The organism is Paeniglutamicibacter cryotolerans, from assembly GCF_014190875.1.
GTDB classification, from domain to species: domain Bacteria; phylum Actinomycetota; class Actinomycetes; order Actinomycetales; family Micrococcaceae; genus Paeniglutamicibacter; species Paeniglutamicibacter cryotolerans.
The window spans coordinates 120,436-137,426 of the sequence record NZ_JACHVS010000001.1; the positions used below are offsets into that span (position 1 = coordinate 120,436).

Sequence of the window (16,991 nt, forward strand, 5' to 3'; positions counted from 1 at the left end):
CGCCTACGGGTTGGGGTAGCGGCGCCCCATGGCCGCCACGGACCATCCTGAGGCTTCCCAGCCTGCGTGGTCGAGCACGTTGCGTCCGTCGATGATCCGCTTCTTCCGCACCAACGGTTCCAGGTCGCCGGGCTGAAGCGCCTTGAACTCTTCCCACTCGGTCAGCAGCAGCACCAGCGAGGCGCCATCCACCGCTTCGTAGAGCGAATCGCAATAGTCCAGGCGGGGGAAGCGCCGGGCGGCGTTCGCATTGCCCTTCGGATCGTAGACGGCCACCTCGGCGCCGGCGTTGAAGAGCCGGGTCGCGACGTCCAGCGCCGGAGAGTCCCGCACATCATCGCTATCCGGCTTGAAGCTCACACCCAGCACGGCGATTTTGGCCCCCGCCAGCTCGTCTGCGAGCATGGCCTCGGCCAGGTGCACCACCCGGTCGCGGCGGCGCAGGTTGATCTCGTCGACCTCGGCCAGGAAGCCCATGGTGTGGCTCAGGCCCAGTTCGCTGACCCGCGACTGCAGGGCCCTGATGTCCTTGGGCAGGCAGCCGCCGCCGAAGCCGACACCGGCATTCAGGAAACGGCGCCCGATGCGCGCATCGTAGCCCAGCGCATCGGCCAGCGTGCCGATATCCCCGCCGACGGTCTCGGTGACCTCGGCGAAGGCGTTGATGAAGGAGATCTTCGTGGCCAGGAACGCGTTGGCCGCCACCTTGACCAGTTCGGACGTCTCGAAGTCTGTCACCACGACGGGGGTCCCGGCCTCCAGTGCCGTTGCGTAGACCTCGCGCAGCATGGCCTCGCTGTCTATCGTGCCGATGCCGAAGACCAGCCGGTCCGGGGTCATTGTGTCGCGCACGGCGAAGCCCTCGCGCAGGAACTCGGGGTTCCACGCCAGCGACAGCTCCACTCCCGGACGCGCGTGTTCGGCCAGCAGCGCCTCGAGTCGACGGGCCGTGCCGACCGGGACGGTCGATTTGCCCACAATCAGCGCATCACGGGTGATATGCCGCGCCAGCGAGGTGGCGGCGGCATCGACGTATGACATGTCTGCCCCCTGGCCGTCGGTACGTTGTGGCGTACCGACGCCGATGAAGTGCACATCGGCCCATTCCCCGACCTCAGCGTAGGAGGTCGTGAAGCGCAGCCGTCCGGAAGCCACGTGCTTGCGCAGCAGCTCGGGTAACTCGGGCTCGTGGAAGGGCAGCAGGCCCTCAGCTAGGCGCTCGATCTTGGCCTGGTCGATGTCCAGCCCGATGACCTCGAAGCCCAGTTCCGCCATGCAAGCGGCATGCGTCGCACCGAGGTAACCGGTGCCGATCACCGATACCTTCAGTGACATGCCGGCCCCCTAGAGTGCCAGCTCGCGGCTGACCACGTCGGCCAGCGCACGGGCATGGGCCTCGGCGGTGGCTTGGTCACGCGCCTCGACCATGACCCGGACCACCGGTTCGGTGCCGGAGGGGCGCAGCAGCACGCGGCCGCCGTGACCCAGCTCGGCCTCGACCGCTGCCACGGCGGCGCTCAGGGCCTCATTGCTGTCGGCAGCCGCCTTGTCGACGCCCTTGACGTTGATCAATACCTGCGGAAGCACCGTCATCACGGAGGCGAGCTCCTTCAGCGTCTTGCCGGTGGCCTTCATCCGGGCAGCGATCTGCAGGCCGGTGAGCACACCGTCACCCGTGGTGGCGTGGTCGGCGAAAATGACGTGGCCGGACTGCTCGCCACCGAGGTTGTATCCGTTGGCGCGCATGCCCTCAAGCACGTAGCGGTCCCCGACACCGGTTTCCAGGATGTTGATCCCGGCTTCCTGCATCGCGATCTTCAGGCCGAGATTGCTCATGACCGTAGCGACGAGGGTATTGTCCTTCAGTTTGCCGGCGTCCTTGAGTGCGCTGGCCATGACTGCCATGATCTGGTCGCCGTCGACGACAGTGCCTTCGTGGTCAACTGCCAGGCAGCGGTCGGCATCACCGTCGTGGGCGATGCCCAGGTCCGCACCGTGTTCAAGCACGGCGGCCTGCAGCTTTTCCAGGTGGGTGGAGCCGTAGCCCTCGTTGATGTTGATGCCGTCCGGTTCGGCGCCGATCACGAAGAGCTCGGCCCCGGCGGCCTTGAAAACCTCGGGCGAACAGCCGCTGGCGGCGCCGTGGGCACAGTCGAGCACGACTTTCAGGCCATCGAGCCGGTTCGGCAGTGTCTGCAGCAGGTGCAGTATGTAGCGGTCCTCGGCGTCGGCAAAGCGCTGGACCCTGCCCACGTCGCCGGCTACGGGACGCCGTGGTTCAAGCTCCAGGTGCGCCTCGATGGCGTCTTCGAGCGCGTCGTCGAGCTTCTGGCCGCCACGGGCCAGGAACTTGATTCCATTGTCAGGCGCCGGGTTGTGCGAGGCCGAGATCATCACGCCGAAGTCGGCGTTCAGGTCGGCGACCAGATAGGCGGCCGCGGGGGTGGGCAGGGTGCCGGCATCGAAGACATCCACGCCAGATGCGGCGAGCCCAGCCTCGATGGCAGCGGAAATGAAGTCACCGCTGATTCGGGGGTCCTTGGCGACCACCGCGACCGGCCTGCGGCCGTCGGTGATCTTGTCGAACCCCAAAACGACGGAGGCGGCCTGCGCCAGCCTCATCGTCAGCTCCGGGGTCAGGAGTTCATTTGCTTTTCCGCGCACACCATCGGTGCCAAATAACCTTGCCATTGTTCTCCATCATAGGGCTCCGGAGGCCGTCACAGGCCAGGGGCACGGGCTGGCCAGTGCAAATTGAATTGATTTCACACCGAGCCGGCATCCACGCACGGGCCTGTGTGTGCTTAAACGACTCGGGGACCCGAGCGGAAACATGTTCCGTTCGGGTCCCCGAGGGTTCCGGCCCGGGGGCCGAGGCAAGCGGTTTAGCGCTTGGAGAACTGCGAAGCCTTACGGGCCTTCTTGAGGCCAGCCTTCTTGCGCTCGATGACACGTGCGTCACGAGTCAAGTAGCCGGCCTTCTTCAGGGCCGCACGGTTGTTGTCGCGGTCGATTTCGTTCAGCGAACGGGCGATGCCCAGACGCAGAGCACCGGCCTGGCCCGAGGGGCCACCGCCGTGGATGCGTGCAATGACGTCGTACGCGCCGTCGAGCTCGAGGAGCTTGAACGGTTCGTTGACATCCTGCTGGTGCAGCTTGTTCGGGAAGTAGTTGTCCAGCTGGCGGCCATTGATGGTCCACTTGCCGGAGCCCGGGACGACGCGAACGCGGGCAATTGCCTGCTTGCGACGGCCAACGGCTGCGCCGGCAACGGTCAGTGCCGGGCGCTCCTTGACTGCGGTTTCTTCAACGGTCACGGATTCCGAGGTGTACGAAGCCGGAGCTTCACCCTCGAATTCGTTCTGCTCTTCAGTGTTCTGAGCCACGATAATCTCCTAAAGTCTTTTTACTCGGGGCCCAGCGCTACTGCGCGACCTGGGTGATTTCGAAGGCCTTCGGCTGCTGGGCAGCGTGCGGGTGCTCGGCACCGCGGTAGACCTTGAGCTTGGACAGCTGCTGGGCAGCCAGGGAGTTCTTCGGAAGCATGCCCTTGATGGCCTTCTCTACGGCGAGCACCGGGTTCTTCTCGAGAAGTTCGGTGTAGCTCACCGACTTCAGGCCACCCGGGAAACCGGAGTGGCGGTAGGCGCGCTTCTGCTCGAGCTTGGCGCCGGTGAGGGCAACCTTCTCGGCATTGATGATGATGACATGGTCGCCCATGTCCATGTGAGCGGCATAGGTTGCCTTGTGCTTGCCGCGCAGCAGGGTTGCGGCCTGGACGGCAAGACGGCCGAGAACTACGTCGGTGGCGTCAATGATCAGCCATGAGCGTTCCTGGTCGGCCGGCTTTGGAGTGTACGTACGCACTGTGATTGCCTTCGTTTCCTTAGTTACTGGTCAAGCGCCCGCCCTGACTAAGGCTGTGAGATCCTTCGTCGGTTGGTGCGCTGTGTTATCCATGCGCTGTACCAGTTTTTCAGGTGAGGACTGAAGTCAACCGGCTGTCCTCGTAATGTTCGCATTCTCCGCAGACCAGTGGCCCTGCAACCGGGCCGTCACGCGAAGAAAGTTGTGTCGAACAAAGGACACGCACAACAGCATTAAATACTACCGGATTAAGCCTAGCCGTACAAAAGCCGGATTTTCCGGATACCCATCTCCCACTTGCCGGCGACCCCCGTCGCTACCACGTCCAATAGGCGGAGGCAGTGCGCAGGGGACCCATCGGGCATCCCGCGGAGTTCCCGCGACGGACATCCGGCTTGCGGCCACAGGCAGGACTGGTCCAGCCAGCGGGGTCCGGAGACGCTCAGCCACGGTGCCGGGCTTCATTCTTGCGCTCCGCAGGGCACGACGCAGCGCAGCGGTGATCCGATGTACCTCTTGTCCGGCGGAGGCACCGGCACTCCCGGGGAAAACGGTCCTCCAGTACGCAACACCGCATCCCGTGGCACCAGCGCGGCAAAAGCTACCTCGGCAAGGATCCAGGCTCCAGGCTCCGCACAGACTACCCAGCGCTGCCGCGTCACCCGGCACGTCCAGAGCCACGGAAAACGTCAGCTGGAGCTGGCTGAATTGACCAAAGAGCACCAACCCGCAAGCCTGGCTCGCCCTTGCCCCGGACAAAACGCCGGTCTGATCCACGAGGCGCTCGATGGCACTGACGCAGTTCGCTGCCGGTGGACCAATCCGTCATGGCGCAAGGCAAGCTCAGCGCGGCCGGAGTGGTCTAGCTTGCTGGACGACGCGAACCACCGTCGAATCGTTGCTCAACTCGAGGGTCCATGACACGGCGATGGATTTCCCGGACCCTACCGGTCCATGAAGCACGTTCCGCCGCCAGCGTCCGGGAGGCTTCCGCTCCGGGCCCCGCCATCGCTTAGTTCCTTGACCCTGCGCTTCGTGCTTCCGATGGCCCGACTCAGGCACCAAAAATGACCCGATGCCAACATCTAATGGGGCACCAACCCACAACGCGACTTTGTGCTTCTCCTCACCCTAGAAGCAACTTAGTATCCAGCCCCGCCTCCCAGAAAAACGAGCATGACCTGGATTGATGAATGAAATAGCACGTCATAGCCCAACTGGAGCATCCACGCGTGGGGGCAGATGAGTGGTGTCGGAACCCGGCAACCGCCGGGCACGAGTGAGTTCGGCTCGTTCACCCATCAAGGTGTCGGACGGGTACGCAACCTCCTCGAGCACCAGGGCATGGGGCACAGCGAGCTTGCTGAGCGAATCGCGCACCCGCTCCCCCAAGCGGTGCGCCATCCAGCCAGGCTCCTTCCGACCGTCGCCGACCATGAGCGCCGCCCCGATGAGCGAGCGGACCATGTTGTGGCAGAAGGCGTCCGCCTTCACATGGGCCACCAGGAGGCCCTCCGCATCGCGGGCGAAATGGAACTCGGTCAGCGTGCGGATGGTCGTTGCCATCGGCTTGGGCTTGCAGAATGTCAGGAAGTCGTGGCGGCCGAGCAGCGACTCCGCCTCGTCATTCATGAGCCCCTCGTCCAATGCCTCACCATGCCACATGGTCACGTGGCGGCGCAGCGGGTCCCATTTGTCCGGGCCGTCGGCGATCCGGTATGAATAGCGACGCCATAGCGCGGAAAAGCGCGCGTCGAATCCTTCTGGCGCCACGGAGATCTCGTGGACGACCACGGCTCCGCCCTGGCGTCCCAGGATGCCGTACAGGCGGCGCAGCAGCGCCTCGCAGGGGTCCAGGTCCTTGCCACGCGGAAGTTGGCTGTATTCGGTGGGGGTCAGGTCGAAGTGAACCACTTGGGCACTCGCATGGACACCGGCATCGGTACGTCCGGCAACCACCGTGCGGATCTGTCGGCGGATCAGCAGCGAGAGCCCGTGCTCGAGCACGCCTTGGACGGTGGGCAGGGTTGGCTGGACCCCCCAGCCCGAATAGGCTGCCCCGTCGTAGGCCAGCGTGGCCCGCAGCCGAACCGTCGCCGGCTCCCCGCCGTGCCGCGACTCCGGGCTCAGACCGATCGATTCGAGCGAGGGGATGATGGGCGCAGTCTTCATGGCATCCATTTTAGCCAGCGCCGGGGCTCCCCCAAGACCGTTAAACGGGACATGGTCCGTCCCCGCGATGCGGGAACGGACCATGTCCACCAGGTTCACTTCGAGAAAGGACTAGGCCTTGTTCTCTTCGGTGGCCTCGGTTGCCGGAGCTTCGGTCTCGACGACCTCTGCCTCGACGACCTCGACAGCTGCAGCCTTTTCGGCGGCCTTGACGGCCTCCTTCACGACTGCCTGCTTCGGGGACACCGGCTCCATGACCAGTTCGATGACTGCCATGGGCGCGTTGTCGCCCTTGCGGTTACCGATCTTGGTGATGCGGGTGTAGCCACCATCGCGCTCGGCCATGACCGGTGCGATGTTCTCGAAGAGCTCGTGAACGATGCTCTTGTTGGTGCGGCTGCGCGAGGCAATGATGCCCTGCACACGACGACGGTTGGCCAGGTCTCCGCGCTTTGCGAACGTGATCAGACGCTCTGCATGCGGGCGAAGGCGCTTGGCCTTGGTCAGCGTGGTGGTGATGGATTTGTGCTCGAACAGCTGTGCCGACAGGTTCGCGAGCATCAGGCGCTCGTGCGCGGCGCTACCGCCGAGACGCGCTCCCTTTGGTGGGGTAGGCATGATGTAATCTCCTCAGATGGTACCCACCGGTCCACACCGCGAAGGTGCGGACCGGAGGGCAAAAGTTCTTTATGGTCGAAGGGGCCTAGGCCTCTTCATCACCGTAAACGTCGTCTTCATCGATCGCGGCGGCGCGAGCGGCAAGGTCGAACCCTGGAGGTGAATCCTTCAGGGACAGACCAAGATCGATCAGCTTCGCCTTGACCTCGTCGATGGACTTTGCACCGAAGTTACGGATGTCCATCAGGTCGGCCTCGGAACGTGCCACGAGTTCACCCACGGTGTGGATGCCCTCGCGCTTGAGGCAGTTGTACGAGCGAACGGTCAGTTCAAGATCCTCAATTGGCAGCGCCATGTCGGCGGCGAGTGCGGCATCCGTCGGGGACGGGCCAATCTCGATGCCTTCGGCTGCCGTGTTGAGTTCACGGGCCAGACCAAACAGCTCGACCAGGGTCGTACCGGCAGACGCCACGGCGTCACGCGGTGCGATTGAATCCTTGGTTTCAACGTCGACAATCAACTTGTCGAAGTCGGTGCGCTGCTCAACACGGGTGGCTTCCACGCGGAAAGTCACCTTCAGAACAGGCGAGTAGATGGAGTCGACCGGAATACGGCCGATTTCCTGATCCGCGCTCTTGTTCTGCGAAGCCGAAACGTAACCGCGGCCACGTTCGATGGTCAGCTCCATGTCGAACTTGCCCTTCGCGTTCAAAGTCGCGATGTGCAGGTCCGGGTTGTGGAACTCGACGCCGGCCGGCGGAGTGATATCCGCTGCCGTGACGACGCCGGGACCCTGCTTGCGCAGGTAGGCGACGACAGGTTCGTCGTGCTCGGAGGACACCGAAAGGTTCTTGATGTTCAGGATCAGTTCGGTGACGTCTTCCTTCACACCCGCTACGGTGGTGAACTCATGCAGTACACCGTCAATCCGCACACTGGTGACAGCTGCACCAGGGATGGAGGACAGCAGGGTACGGCGGAGCGAGTTACCAAGGGTGTAGCCGAAGCCCGGCTCCAACGGTTCAATGACAAACCGGGAACGGTTTTCCGCTACTACTTCTTCGGTCAGGGTGGGTCGCTGTGCAATAAGCACTTACATTTCCTTTCAGCGAGCATCCGCTATATGACGCAACACAGGGGGTGGAAAGGACGATGGCCGCGAGGCGTACGTCGGTTTCGGTCTGGTCAGGCCGCGGGGCGTCCATGCCGCCGCAACTCCCCCAGGGGATCTGCGGCGGCAGGGACGCTTTGGCGGTCTATTAGACGCGGCGACGCTTCGGCGGGCGGCAACCGTTGTGTGCGCTCGGGGAAACGTCCTGGATGGACCCAACCTCAAGGCCGGCGGCCTGCAGCGAGCGGATCGCGGTTTCGCGGCCCGAGCCCGGGCCCTTCACGAAAACGTCGACCTTGCGCATGCCGTGCTCCTGTGCGCGCTTGGCAGCTGCTTCAGCAGCCATCTGTGCGGCGTACGGAGTCGACTTACGCGAACCCTTGAATCCAACCTCGCCGGCCGAGGCCCAGGAGATTACAGCACCGGACGGGTCCGTGATGGACACGATGGTGTTGTTGAAGGTGCTCTTGATGTGCGCCTGACCCAGCGCGATGTTCTTCTTGTCCTTGCGACGCGGTTTGCGGACCGCTCCACGAGTCTTGGGGGGCATGCTTACTCCTACGAAATGATTTGGCTAAGGGGACCGCTAGGTTTAGCGGGTCTTCTTCTTACCGGCAACGGTGCGCTTCGGGCCCTTACGGGTACGTGCGTTCGTCTTGGTGCGCTGACCGCGGACCGGCAGGCCCTTGCGGTGGCGAATGCCCTCGTAGGAGCCAATCTCGACCTTGCGGCGGATATCGGCTGCCACCTCACGGCGGAGGTCACCCTCGACCTTGAAGCTGCCTTCAATGAAGTCACGCAGCTGAACGAGTTCAGCGTCGGTGAGATCCTTGACACGAGTGTCGGGGTTGATCCCGGTCTCGGCAATAGTATGTTCTGCACGGGTCTTGCCCACGCCGTAGATGTAGGTAAGCGCAATGATCACGCGCTTTTCGCGCGGGATGTCTACGCCAGCTAGACGAGCCATATTTGGTGTCTACCTTTCGATATGCGGAGGTCTAAAGCAGTACATAACCCGGTTTCCCGGTCCCCGGCCTCCGTGCCGAGGGTGTGCGTCCCGCGTAGTGGACGCTGTACTGCCGAATTATTAGCTACGCGCAGGTCAAAGCTCCCGAGAGGGGAAACTTAGCCCTGGCGCTGCTTGTGGCGTGGGTTTTCGCAGATCACCATGACCCGGCCGTTACGACGGATCACCTTGCACTTGTCGCAGATCGGCTTCACGCTAGGGTTAACCTTCACGGTTTATTTCCTTTGCGGTTGCTGTTTCAGTGGAGCAGTAACTACCAGCGCCGGCGGGCGGTGCCCGTCGGTCGAAAGTCTTTACTTGTAGCGGTAGACGATACGTCCGCGGTTGAGGTCGTATGGACTGAGTTCCACCACTACACGGTCCTCAGGGAGGATTCGAATGTAGTGCTGACGCATCTTTCCCGAGATAGTCGCAAGTACCACGTGCCCGTTCGGCAGCTCAACACGAAACATCGCATTGGGCAGCGCCTCCGACACGGTGCCTTCTACCTCGATGACACCCTCTTTCTTGGCCATATCCTCCGCTAACTTTTATGCCGATGACGGGTGCCACCGGCGTGTATGGTTTGTGGTTGCTGCCATCCGACCCGACCATAACGGCCATTTTGGGCACAGACATAGAGACAACCAACAATCAAGCCTACGTGTTCATCAGCGAAAATGGAAATCATCCCGCGAACAGCACACTGTTACCTTCGACACACGCCATTAGTTAAGTGGATAGGACCAGGGCCACCCATCGGGCGGTACCGGTCCTATCCGTTCTGCTACGGCGCCCGACGGGTCCCGAACCCGAAGGGGCTAGGGCATGATCGGGGTCGGCACGACGCCAAAGGGGGCCAGCCCCTCCACTCCCCCGTCATGGGCCGTGAGGACCCAGATGCCGCCGAGGTGGATGGCCACGCTGTGCTCCCACTGCGAGGCGCGCGCACCGTCGGTGGTCACCACCGTCCAGTCGTCGGCCAACACCTTGGTCTCGATGCCACCACGGACCAGCATCGGCTCGATGGCCAGGCACATGCCGGGCTTGATGCGTGCGCCACGGTGCCCGGTGCGGAAGTTCAGCACGTCGGGGGCCTGGTGCATTTCCGAACCGATCCCGTGGCCGACGTAGTCCTCCAGGATGCCCAGCGGCGCACCGGGGACACCTGAGACGAAGTCGTCGATGGCATCGCCGATGGCTCCGACATAGCGGGCCTCGGCCAGCGAGGCGATCCCGCGCCACATGGCCTCGCGGGTGACGTCCGAAAGGCGCTGGTCTTCCGGATCGGCAGTACCGACGATCACGGTGCGTGCAGAGTCGGCGTGCCAGCCCTCGATGATGGCACCGCCGTCGATCTTCAACACGTCACCGTCGGCAAGCACGTAGCCGCTCGGGAAACCGTGTACCACTTCCTCGTTCACCGATGCGCAGATGGAGGCAGGGAAGCCATGGTATCCCTTGAAGTTGCTGGTGGCGCCGTGACGCTCAAGCACGCCGGCAAAGACCTCGTCCAGACGCGCGGTGGTGACGCCGATCTGGGCCGCTGCCACTGCCTCATCCAGCGCTTCGGCCAGGACCAGGCCTGCCTCGCGCATCTTCAGGATCTGCGAATTGGTCTTATATTCGATTTTGGGCTGGCCGAATGCCATGGGAGGGGGTTCCTTCCGGATTGCTGTTGCTTAAATATCCCACATAAGACCAGTGAGGATCCCCGCCGGGCGGGCGGGGATCCTCACTGGTTCAACACGGGGGGGGTGTTAGACGTTCTGGCCCAACGCGTTGAGCACGCGCGCGGTCACATCGTCGATATCGCCGAGTCCGTCCACCTGGCGGACAATGCCGCGGTCCAGGTATCGGTCGACGACGACCTGGGTCTGCTCGTGGTACAGGGCAAGGCGGTGGCGGATGACGTCCTCGGTGTCATCGGCACGACCTTCGATCTGTGCGCGCTTGAGCAGGCGGGCGATGAGTTCCTCGTCGTCGGCGGTCAGCTGCAGCACGGCGTCCAGTGCCTCGTCACCGAGGATCGAGTCGAGTTCGTCGACTTGGGCGCTGGTACGCGGGTAGCCATCGAGCAGGAAGCCCTCAGCCGCGTCGGCCTGGGCCAGACGGTCCCGGACCATGTTGTTGGTGACGGAATCCGGGACGAAGTTTCCGGCGTCGATGTACTTCTTCGCCTCCAGTCCCAACTCGGTCTGTTCCTTCACGTTGGCGCGGAAAATATCGCCGGTGGAAATAGCCACCACGTTGAGGCGTTCGGAAATCCGTGCAGCCTGGGTGCCCTTGCCCGAACCGGGAGGGCCAATGATCAACAGTTTGGTCATCGCAGAAGTCCTTCGTAGTTGCGCTGCTGCATTTGAGCGTTGATTTGCTTGACGGTCTCAAGACCCACGCCAACCATGATGAGGATCGAGGTGCCGCCAAAGGGGAAGTTGTGATCGGCGTTGATCAACACGAACGCGATCAACGGGATCAGGGCCACGAATGCCAGGTAAATGGCTCCGGGCAGTGTGATGCGGCTGAGCACGTATTCCAGGTACTCCGCCGTCGGACGTCCTGCGCGGATGCCCGGGATGAACCCACCGTACTTCTTCATGTTGTCGGCAACCTCGGTCGGGTTGAAGGTGATCGCGACATAGAAGTAGGTGAAGGCAATGATCAACAGCGTATAGACGATCATGTACAACGGCGAGGAGCCGGAGAAGTTGGACTGCAGCCAAATGGCCCACTCCGGCATAGTCCCATCCGCGCGCACGTTGAACTGCGTCAGCATGCTCGGCAGCGCCAACATCGAGGAGGCAAAGATGACCGGAATGACGCCGGCCATGTTGACCTTGATCGGGATGTAGGTTGAAGTTCCACCGACGGTCCGGCGTCCCACCATGCGTTTGGCGTACTGGACCGGGATCCGGCGCTGTGACTGTTCAACGAAGACCACCAGTGCGACGATCGCCAGACCGATGATAATGACACCAACGAAGGTGCCCCAGCCCTGCGTGTTGGCGATGGTCCCCATGGAAGTCGGGAAGCCCGAGGCGATGGAGATGAAGATCAGGATGGACATGCCGTTGCCGACGCCGCTCTCCGTGATCATTTCGCCCATCCACATGATCAGGCCGGTGCCCGCTGTCAGCGTGATGATCATCAAGAGGATGACAATCAGCGATTCATCGGGAACCACGGGGAACTGGCAGCCCGGGAACAAGGTGCCGCTGCGCGCCAACGAGACCAGTGTAGTTGCCTGAAGCAGGCCCAAGGCAATGGTCAGGTAGCGGGTGTACTGCGTGAGGATCGCCTGGCCGGACTGGCCTTCCTTGTGCAGTTCCTCGAAGCGGGGAATGACCACGCGTAGAAGCTGAACGATGATCGATGCCGTGATGTAGGGCATGATGCCCATCGCGAAGACAGACACCTGCAGGAGGGCGCCGCCGCTGAAGAGGTTCACAAACTGGTAAAGACCACCAGTGGTGTTGCTCGCCTCCAAGCACATCTGGACGTTTCCGTAGTTAACTCCGGGTGCGGGTATGTAAACACCAATGCGATAGATCGCTATGATGCCGAGCGTGAACAACAACTTGCGTCGCAGGTCAGGCGTCCGGAATACCCGGGCAATGGCGCTGAACAAGCGTCCTCCTGAATGATGTGGATCCGGCTAGGGCCGGAGTTGACCTCCTGAGTCTACCGGGTGATGCCCCTCACCGCGCAAATGTAGCGCGTGATTTCAAGCATGACGGCAATCCTCCGTCTCCGGCGTATTCTCCGCAGCCCACGCCACAGACATAAAAACAGCTTCCTCAGTGCGTCAATGGAGCCCGGTAAACGAAAAGAAGGTCCCATCCGAAACCGGGATATCCCGGTCCGGATGGGACCTTCTTCAGTTGATCAGATGACCAGCTGGCTTAGAGCTCGATAACCGAGCCGCCGGCAGCGGCGATCTTCTCAGAAGCCGACTTCGAGAAGGCGTTGACCTTCACGTCGACCTTGACGGTGATGTCGCCGGTGCCCAGGACCTTGACGGGCTGGTTCTTGCGAACTGCACCCTTCTCGACCAGTGCCTCGACAGTGACCTCGCCACCTTCGGGGAACAGCTCCGAGATCTTGTCCAGGTTGACAACCTGGAACTCGACGCGGAACGGGTTCTTGAAGCCGCGAAGCTTCGGAAGGCGCATGTGCAACGGCAGCTGGCCGCCGGCGAAGCCGGCCTTGACCTGGTAGCGTGCCTTGGTGCCCTTGGTGCCACGACCAGCAGTCTTGCCCTTGGAGCCTTCACCGCGACCCACACGGGTCTTACGGGTTTTGGCGCCTTCGGCCGGACGCAGGTGGTGAACCTTCAATGCGTTGTCTTTTTCAGCCATGATTACTTCGCCTCCTCAACCTTTAAGAGGTGCGGAACCGTGTTGATCATGCCAACGGTCACAGCATCGGCGGTACGGAACACGGTGTGTCCGATGCGCTTCAGGCCGAGTGAACGCAGGGTATCGCGCTGGTTCTGCTTGCCACCAATGGTGGACTTGATCTGGGTGATTGCCAGCGTCGCGTCGCTAGGGATAATGTTCTTAGCCACTATTACGCACCTGCCTTCTGGTTCTGGATGTTACGCAGCATCTGCTCCGAAACAACTTCATCCAACGGCAACCCACGGCGAGCGGCAACTGCTGCCGGCTCTTCCAGGGCCTTCAACGCGGCCACGGTACCGTGGACGATGTTGATCTGGTTCGTGGAACCCATGGACTTGGAAAGAACGTCGTGGATGCCTGCGCATTCGAGCACGGCGCGAACCGGACCACCGGCGATGACGCCGGTACCCGGGGACGCCGGACGAAGCAGAACGACGCCTGCAGCGGCTTCACCCTGCACCATGTGCGGGATGGTGGTGCCGATGCGGGGAACGCGGAAGAAGGACTTCTTTGCTTCTTCAACGCCCTTGGCGATGGCCGCGGGAACTTCCTTGGCCTTGCCGTAGCCGACGCCGACCATGCCGTTGCCGTCTCCAACCACAACAAGTGCGGTGAAGCTAAAGCGACGGCCGCCCTTGACGACCTTGGAAACGCGGTTGATCGCTACAACGCGCTCAAGGAACTTGTCCTTGTCTTCGTTGCGGCTGTCCTTCGAATCGCGGCCACGGCCACGACCCTCGCCACGTCCGCGGCTTTCGCCGCCACGTCCACGGCTTTCGCCGCGACGAGCGCCGGCGTTGTCCGCGGCGGGAGCAGCAGCAGTCTCGACTGCCTCGGTAGCTTCAGACACCTGAGTTTCCTTCTTGTTAGTAGCTTCGCTCACAGTGCCAGCCCACCTTCGCGTGCGCCGTCTGCAACAGCTGCCACGCGACCGTGGTACTTGTTGCCGCCGCGATCGAAGACCACTGCATCGATGCCAGCAGCCTTGGCACGCTCGGCGACGAGCTCACCAACGCGCTTGGCCTTGGCGGTCTTGTCACCGTCGAGGGCGCGCAAGTCTGCTTCCAACGTGGACGCGGACGCCACGGTGATGCCCTTGCTGTCATCGACGATCTGCACGAACATGTGACGTGCCGAACGGTTGACGACCAGGCGCGGACGCGCCTCGGTGCCTGTGATGCGCTTACGAACACGCAGGTGACGACGGCCGCGTGCGGCTGCCTTGCTCTTACCCTTGATTCCGAGAGCCATGGTTACTTACCGGCCTTTCCGACCTTGCGACGCAGGATTTCGCCTGCGTAGCGCACGCCCTTACCCTTGTACGGGTCCGGCCTGCGCAGCTTGCGGATGTTGGCGGAAACTTCGCCCACAGCCTGCTTGTCAATGCCGGAAACGGTGATCTTCGTGTTGCCCTCAACGGTAAACGTGATGCCTACCGGCGGCTCAACGATGACCGGGTGCGAGAAGCCCAGGGCGAACTCGAGGCTCTGGCCCTTCGCTACAACGCGGTAACCCGTACCGTGGATTTCCAGCTTCTTTTCGTAGCCAGCGGTAACACCGATGATCATGTTCTCGATCAGGGTGCGGGTCAGGCCGTGCAACGAACGGGAATCCCGCTCGTCGTTCGGGCGCGAGACCGTAATCGTGGCTTCGTCCAGTACAACGGAGATCGGGCTGGCCACTACGTGGTTCAGCTCGCCCTTTGCACCCTTGACGGAGACGGTATCTCCGTCGATCTTTACCTCAACGCCGGCAGGAACCGTGATGGGAAGACGTCCAATACGTGACATGGTTTCTAATCCCTTTCCGGTTACCAGACGTAGGCGAGGACTTCCCCACCTACACCCTTCTTGGCTGCCTGGCGGTCGGTAAGCAGACCGGAGGACGTGGACAGGATAGCGATGCCGAGGCCCCCGAGGACATGCGGCAAGTTGGTGGACTTTGCGTATACACGCAGGCCCGGCTTCGAAATACGGCGAACGCCAGCGATTGAACGCTCGCGGCTCGGGCCGAACTTCAGGCTGATGGTCAGCGTCTTGCCAACCTCGGCTGCTTCCTCAACGAAGGAGCCGATGTAGCCCTGTTCCTTAAGGATCTGAGCAACGCGCACCTTCAGCTTCGACGACGGCATGGATACCGTGTCGTGGTAAGCCGAGTTGGCGTTGCGCAGACGAGTCAGCATATCTGCGACAGGATCTGTCATTGTCATTTGGGCTTCTGCCCTTCCTCGTTACGGTTTCCGCGCAAGCACGGACCTGCAACGTAGTTAGTCTAGTTGTCGGTCTTGAACGGGAAGCCAAGCGCCTTAAGCAGCGCGCGACCTTCCGCATCAGTCTTGGCCGTGGTAACTACGGTGATATCCATGCCGCGAACGCGGTCGATGGAATCCTGGTCGATTTCGTGGAACATGGACTGTTCCGTCAGACCGAAGGTGTAGTTGCCGTTACCGTCGAACTGCTTGCCGCTCAGGCCGCGGAAGTCGCGGATACGGGGCAGTGCAAGGGTTACCAAGCGGTCGAGGAATTCCCACATGCGATCGCCGCGAAGCGTTGCGTGGGTACCAATCGGCATGCCTTCGCGCAGCTTGAACTGTGCGATCGACTTGCGTGCCTTGGTAACCAGCGGCTTCTGGCCGGTGATGGCGGTGAGGTCGCGGACTGCGCCGTCGATGAGCTTGGAATCCTTGGCGGCTTCGCCAACACCCATGTTCACGACGACCTTGACCAGGCCCGGGATCTGCATAACGTTTTCGTACTTGAATTCGTTCTGCATGGCCTCGCGGATTTCCGCGGCGTACTTGGCCTTGAGGCGGGGCTGGATATTCACAGCTGCTTCAGTCATTACAGTGCCTTTCCGGAAGCCTTGGCGTAACGAACACGCACAGTCTTCTTCACGCCGTTCTTTTCCACAGATTCCTCGCGGAAACCGACGCGGGTCGGCTTCTTGGTTTCCGGGTCAACGATGGCGACGTTCGACGCGTGGATCGGGGCTTCAACAACCTCGATGCCGCCGGTCTGCGTGCCACGCTCGGTCTGGCCTGCCTTGGTGTGCTTGGTGACGCGATTAACGCCCTCAACCAACACGCGGTTGGTCTCGGTGACGACCTTCAGGACCTTGCCCTGCTTGCCGTTGTCCGAGCCAGCGATGACCTGAACCAGGTCACCCTTTTTGATTTTTGCACCCATGGTTACAGCACCTCCGGAGCCAGGGAAACGATCTTCATGAACTTCTTATCGCGAAGCTCACGCCCAACCGGTCCGAAAATACGGGTTCCGCGGGGTTCGCCGTCAGCCTTGAGGATTACGGCGGCGTTCTCATCGAACTTGATGTAGGAACCGTCGACGCGGCGACGTTCCTTCTTGGTGCGAACGATGACAGCCTTGACGACGTCACCCTTCTTTACGTTTCCGCCCGGGATTGCATCCTTGACGGTAGCGACGATAACGTCGCCGATGCCTGCGTAGCGACGGCCTGAGCCCCCGAGAACACGAATGGTAAGGATTTCCTTAGCACCGGTGTTATCGGCAACCTTCAGTCGCGATTCCTGCTGAATCACTTTTTACTCCTGTCGTCTCGCCGGTTCTCCCAGGGAGCCTAGCGGAACAGATATGGTCCATCTCCGGCTGTCGCTTACCCCCATCTCCAAACAGTGGCGAACAAGTTCGCTGCTGCTGGGGAGACAGGGCCGAGGCGATGCGCCGCAGAGCCGTGCCGCACCCTAGAATCCGGCGGCAAGCCGGCTTCTGGGCACTAGTAGTCTCGAATCGAGAGGTGGATAGTCTCTACATACAAGACGCACAGGATTTCAATCTTACGT

At 62.0% G+C, this 16,991-nt stretch carries 23 protein-coding genes; all 23 read right to left on the reverse strand.

Annotated elements, in window-relative coordinates; translation table 11 throughout:
* Positions 1-3: 3 nt before the first annotated feature.
* The 23 genes from E9229_RS00590 to rplN all read right to left on the reverse strand — a co-directional run bounded on the left by E9229_RS00590 (position 4) and on the right by rplN (position 16,730).
* Positions 4-1,335: a UDP-glucose dehydrogenase family protein gene (locus E9229_RS00590; protein ID WP_183509283.1), complete on the reverse strand. Its 1,332-nt coding sequence runs from the start codon at positions 1,333-1,335 to the stop codon at positions 4-6.
* Between the two features lie 9 nt (positions 1,336-1,344).
* A complete protein-coding gene (gene glmM / locus E9229_RS00595; protein ID WP_183509284.1) occupies positions 1,345-2,691 on the reverse strand; it encodes a phosphoglucosamine mutase in 1,347 nt (448 codons plus the stop codon).
* A gap of 194 nt (positions 2,692-2,885) precedes the next feature.
* Positions 2,886-3,386: a 30S ribosomal protein S9 gene (rpsI, locus tag E9229_RS00600; RefSeq protein ID WP_183509286.1), complete on the reverse strand. Its 501-nt coding sequence runs from the start codon at positions 3,384-3,386 to the stop codon at positions 2,886-2,888.
* A gap of 37 nt (positions 3,387-3,423) precedes the next feature.
* Complete coding sequence (gene rplM, locus E9229_RS00605) at positions 3,424-3,867, reverse strand: 50S ribosomal protein L13 (RefSeq protein WP_183509287.1); 444 nt, start codon at positions 3,865-3,867, stop codon at positions 3,424-3,426.
* A gap of 1,206 nt (positions 3,868-5,073) precedes the next feature.
* On the reverse strand, positions 5,074-6,039 hold the full coding sequence (locus E9229_RS00610) for a tRNA pseudouridine synthase A (protein WP_407671312.1): 966 nt from the start codon (positions 6,037-6,039) through the stop codon (positions 5,074-5,076).
* A gap of 111 nt (positions 6,040-6,150) precedes the next feature.
* Positions 6,151-6,657: a 50S ribosomal protein L17 gene (gene rplQ, locus E9229_RS00615; protein WP_183509289.1), complete on the reverse strand. Its 507-nt coding sequence runs from the start codon at positions 6,655-6,657 to the stop codon at positions 6,151-6,153.
* A gap of 85 nt (positions 6,658-6,742) precedes the next feature.
* Positions 6,743-7,750 carry a DNA-directed RNA polymerase subunit alpha gene (locus E9229_RS00620; protein ID WP_183509290.1) on the reverse strand — a complete coding sequence of 336 codons (1,008 nt, stop codon included), beginning with the start codon at positions 7,748-7,750 and terminating at the stop codon, positions 6,743-6,745.
* Positions 7,751-7,916: 166 nt separating this feature from the next.
* The gene (gene rpsK / locus E9229_RS00625; RefSeq protein ID WP_183509292.1) at positions 7,917-8,318 is read right to left on the reverse strand and encodes a 30S ribosomal protein S11; all 402 of its coding nucleotides are present in this window, start codon (positions 8,316-8,318) and stop codon (positions 7,917-7,919) included.
* A 42-nt stretch (positions 8,319-8,360) separates the two neighbouring features.
* A complete protein-coding gene (rpsM, locus tag E9229_RS00630; protein ID WP_183509293.1) occupies positions 8,361-8,735 on the reverse strand; it encodes a 30S ribosomal protein S13 in 375 nt (124 codons plus the stop codon).
* 158 nt (positions 8,736-8,893) lie between these two features.
* On the reverse strand, positions 8,894-9,007 hold the full coding sequence (gene rpmJ, locus E9229_RS00635) for a 50S ribosomal protein L36 (protein WP_071894985.1): 114 nt from the start codon (positions 9,005-9,007) through the stop codon (positions 8,894-8,896).
* A gap of 81 nt (positions 9,008-9,088) precedes the next feature.
* Positions 9,089-9,310, reverse strand: coding sequence for a translation initiation factor IF-1 (infA, locus tag E9229_RS00640; protein WP_068731548.1), 222 nt, complete (start codon positions 9,308-9,310; stop codon positions 9,089-9,091).
* A gap of 285 nt (positions 9,311-9,595) precedes the next feature.
* Positions 9,596-10,426 (reverse strand): type I methionyl aminopeptidase, encoded by an 831-nt coding sequence (gene map, locus E9229_RS00645; protein ID WP_183509294.1) that lies wholly within the window; start codon positions 10,424-10,426, stop codon positions 9,596-9,598.
* Positions 10,427-10,534: 108 nt separating this feature from the next.
* The gene (locus tag E9229_RS00650; protein WP_183509295.1) at positions 10,535-11,101 is read right to left on the reverse strand and encodes an adenylate kinase; all 567 of its coding nucleotides are present in this window, start codon (positions 11,099-11,101) and stop codon (positions 10,535-10,537) included.
* Complete coding sequence (secY, locus tag E9229_RS00655; protein WP_183509297.1) at positions 11,098-12,402, reverse strand: preprotein translocase subunit SecY; 1,305 nt, start codon at positions 12,400-12,402, stop codon at positions 11,098-11,100. The genes E9229_RS00650 and secY overlap by 4 nt, the downstream gene beginning before the upstream one ends.
* A gap of 274 nt (positions 12,403-12,676) precedes the next feature.
* Positions 12,677-13,132 carry a 50S ribosomal protein L15 gene (gene rplO, locus E9229_RS00660; protein ID WP_183509298.1) on the reverse strand — a complete coding sequence of 152 codons (456 nt, stop codon included), beginning with the start codon at positions 13,130-13,132 and terminating at the stop codon, positions 12,677-12,679.
* 2 nt (positions 13,133-13,134) lie between these two features.
* Positions 13,135-13,341 carry a 50S ribosomal protein L30 gene (rpmD, locus tag E9229_RS00665; RefSeq protein ID WP_183509299.1) on the reverse strand — a complete coding sequence of 69 codons (207 nt, stop codon included), beginning with the start codon at positions 13,339-13,341 and terminating at the stop codon, positions 13,135-13,137.
* 2 nt (positions 13,342-13,343) lie between these two features.
* Positions 13,344-14,024, reverse strand: a complete 681-nt coding sequence (gene rpsE, locus E9229_RS00670; protein WP_183509301.1) for a 30S ribosomal protein S5 — start codon at positions 14,022-14,024, stop codon at positions 13,344-13,346.
* Positions 14,025-14,053: 29 nt separating this feature from the next.
* Positions 14,054-14,425, reverse strand: coding sequence for a 50S ribosomal protein L18 (rplR, locus tag E9229_RS00675; RefSeq protein WP_183509302.1), 372 nt, complete (start codon positions 14,423-14,425; stop codon positions 14,054-14,056).
* Between the two features lie 2 nt (positions 14,426-14,427).
* The gene (gene rplF, locus E9229_RS00680) at positions 14,428-14,964 is read right to left on the reverse strand and encodes a 50S ribosomal protein L6 (RefSeq protein WP_183509303.1); all 537 of its coding nucleotides are present in this window, start codon (positions 14,962-14,964) and stop codon (positions 14,428-14,430) included.
* 20 nt (positions 14,965-14,984) lie between these two features.
* Positions 14,985-15,383 carry a 30S ribosomal protein S8 gene (gene rpsH, locus E9229_RS00685; RefSeq protein ID WP_183509304.1) on the reverse strand — a complete coding sequence of 133 codons (399 nt, stop codon included), beginning with the start codon at positions 15,381-15,383 and terminating at the stop codon, positions 14,985-14,987.
* A gap of 62 nt (positions 15,384-15,445) precedes the next feature.
* Positions 15,446-16,015 (reverse strand): 50S ribosomal protein L5, encoded by a 570-nt coding sequence (gene rplE / locus E9229_RS00690; RefSeq protein WP_183509306.1) that lies wholly within the window; start codon positions 16,013-16,015, stop codon positions 15,446-15,448.
* Positions 16,015-16,359 carry a 50S ribosomal protein L24 gene (gene rplX, locus E9229_RS00695; protein WP_183509307.1) on the reverse strand — a complete coding sequence of 115 codons (345 nt, stop codon included), beginning with the start codon at positions 16,357-16,359 and terminating at the stop codon, positions 16,015-16,017. Before rplX ends, rplE begins: the two co-directional genes overlap by 1 nt.
* Positions 16,360-16,361: 2 nt before the next feature.
* Complete coding sequence (gene rplN, locus E9229_RS00700; protein WP_071212943.1) at positions 16,362-16,730, reverse strand: 50S ribosomal protein L14; 369 nt, start codon at positions 16,728-16,730, stop codon at positions 16,362-16,364.
* Positions 16,731-16,991 lie beyond the last annotated feature (261 nt).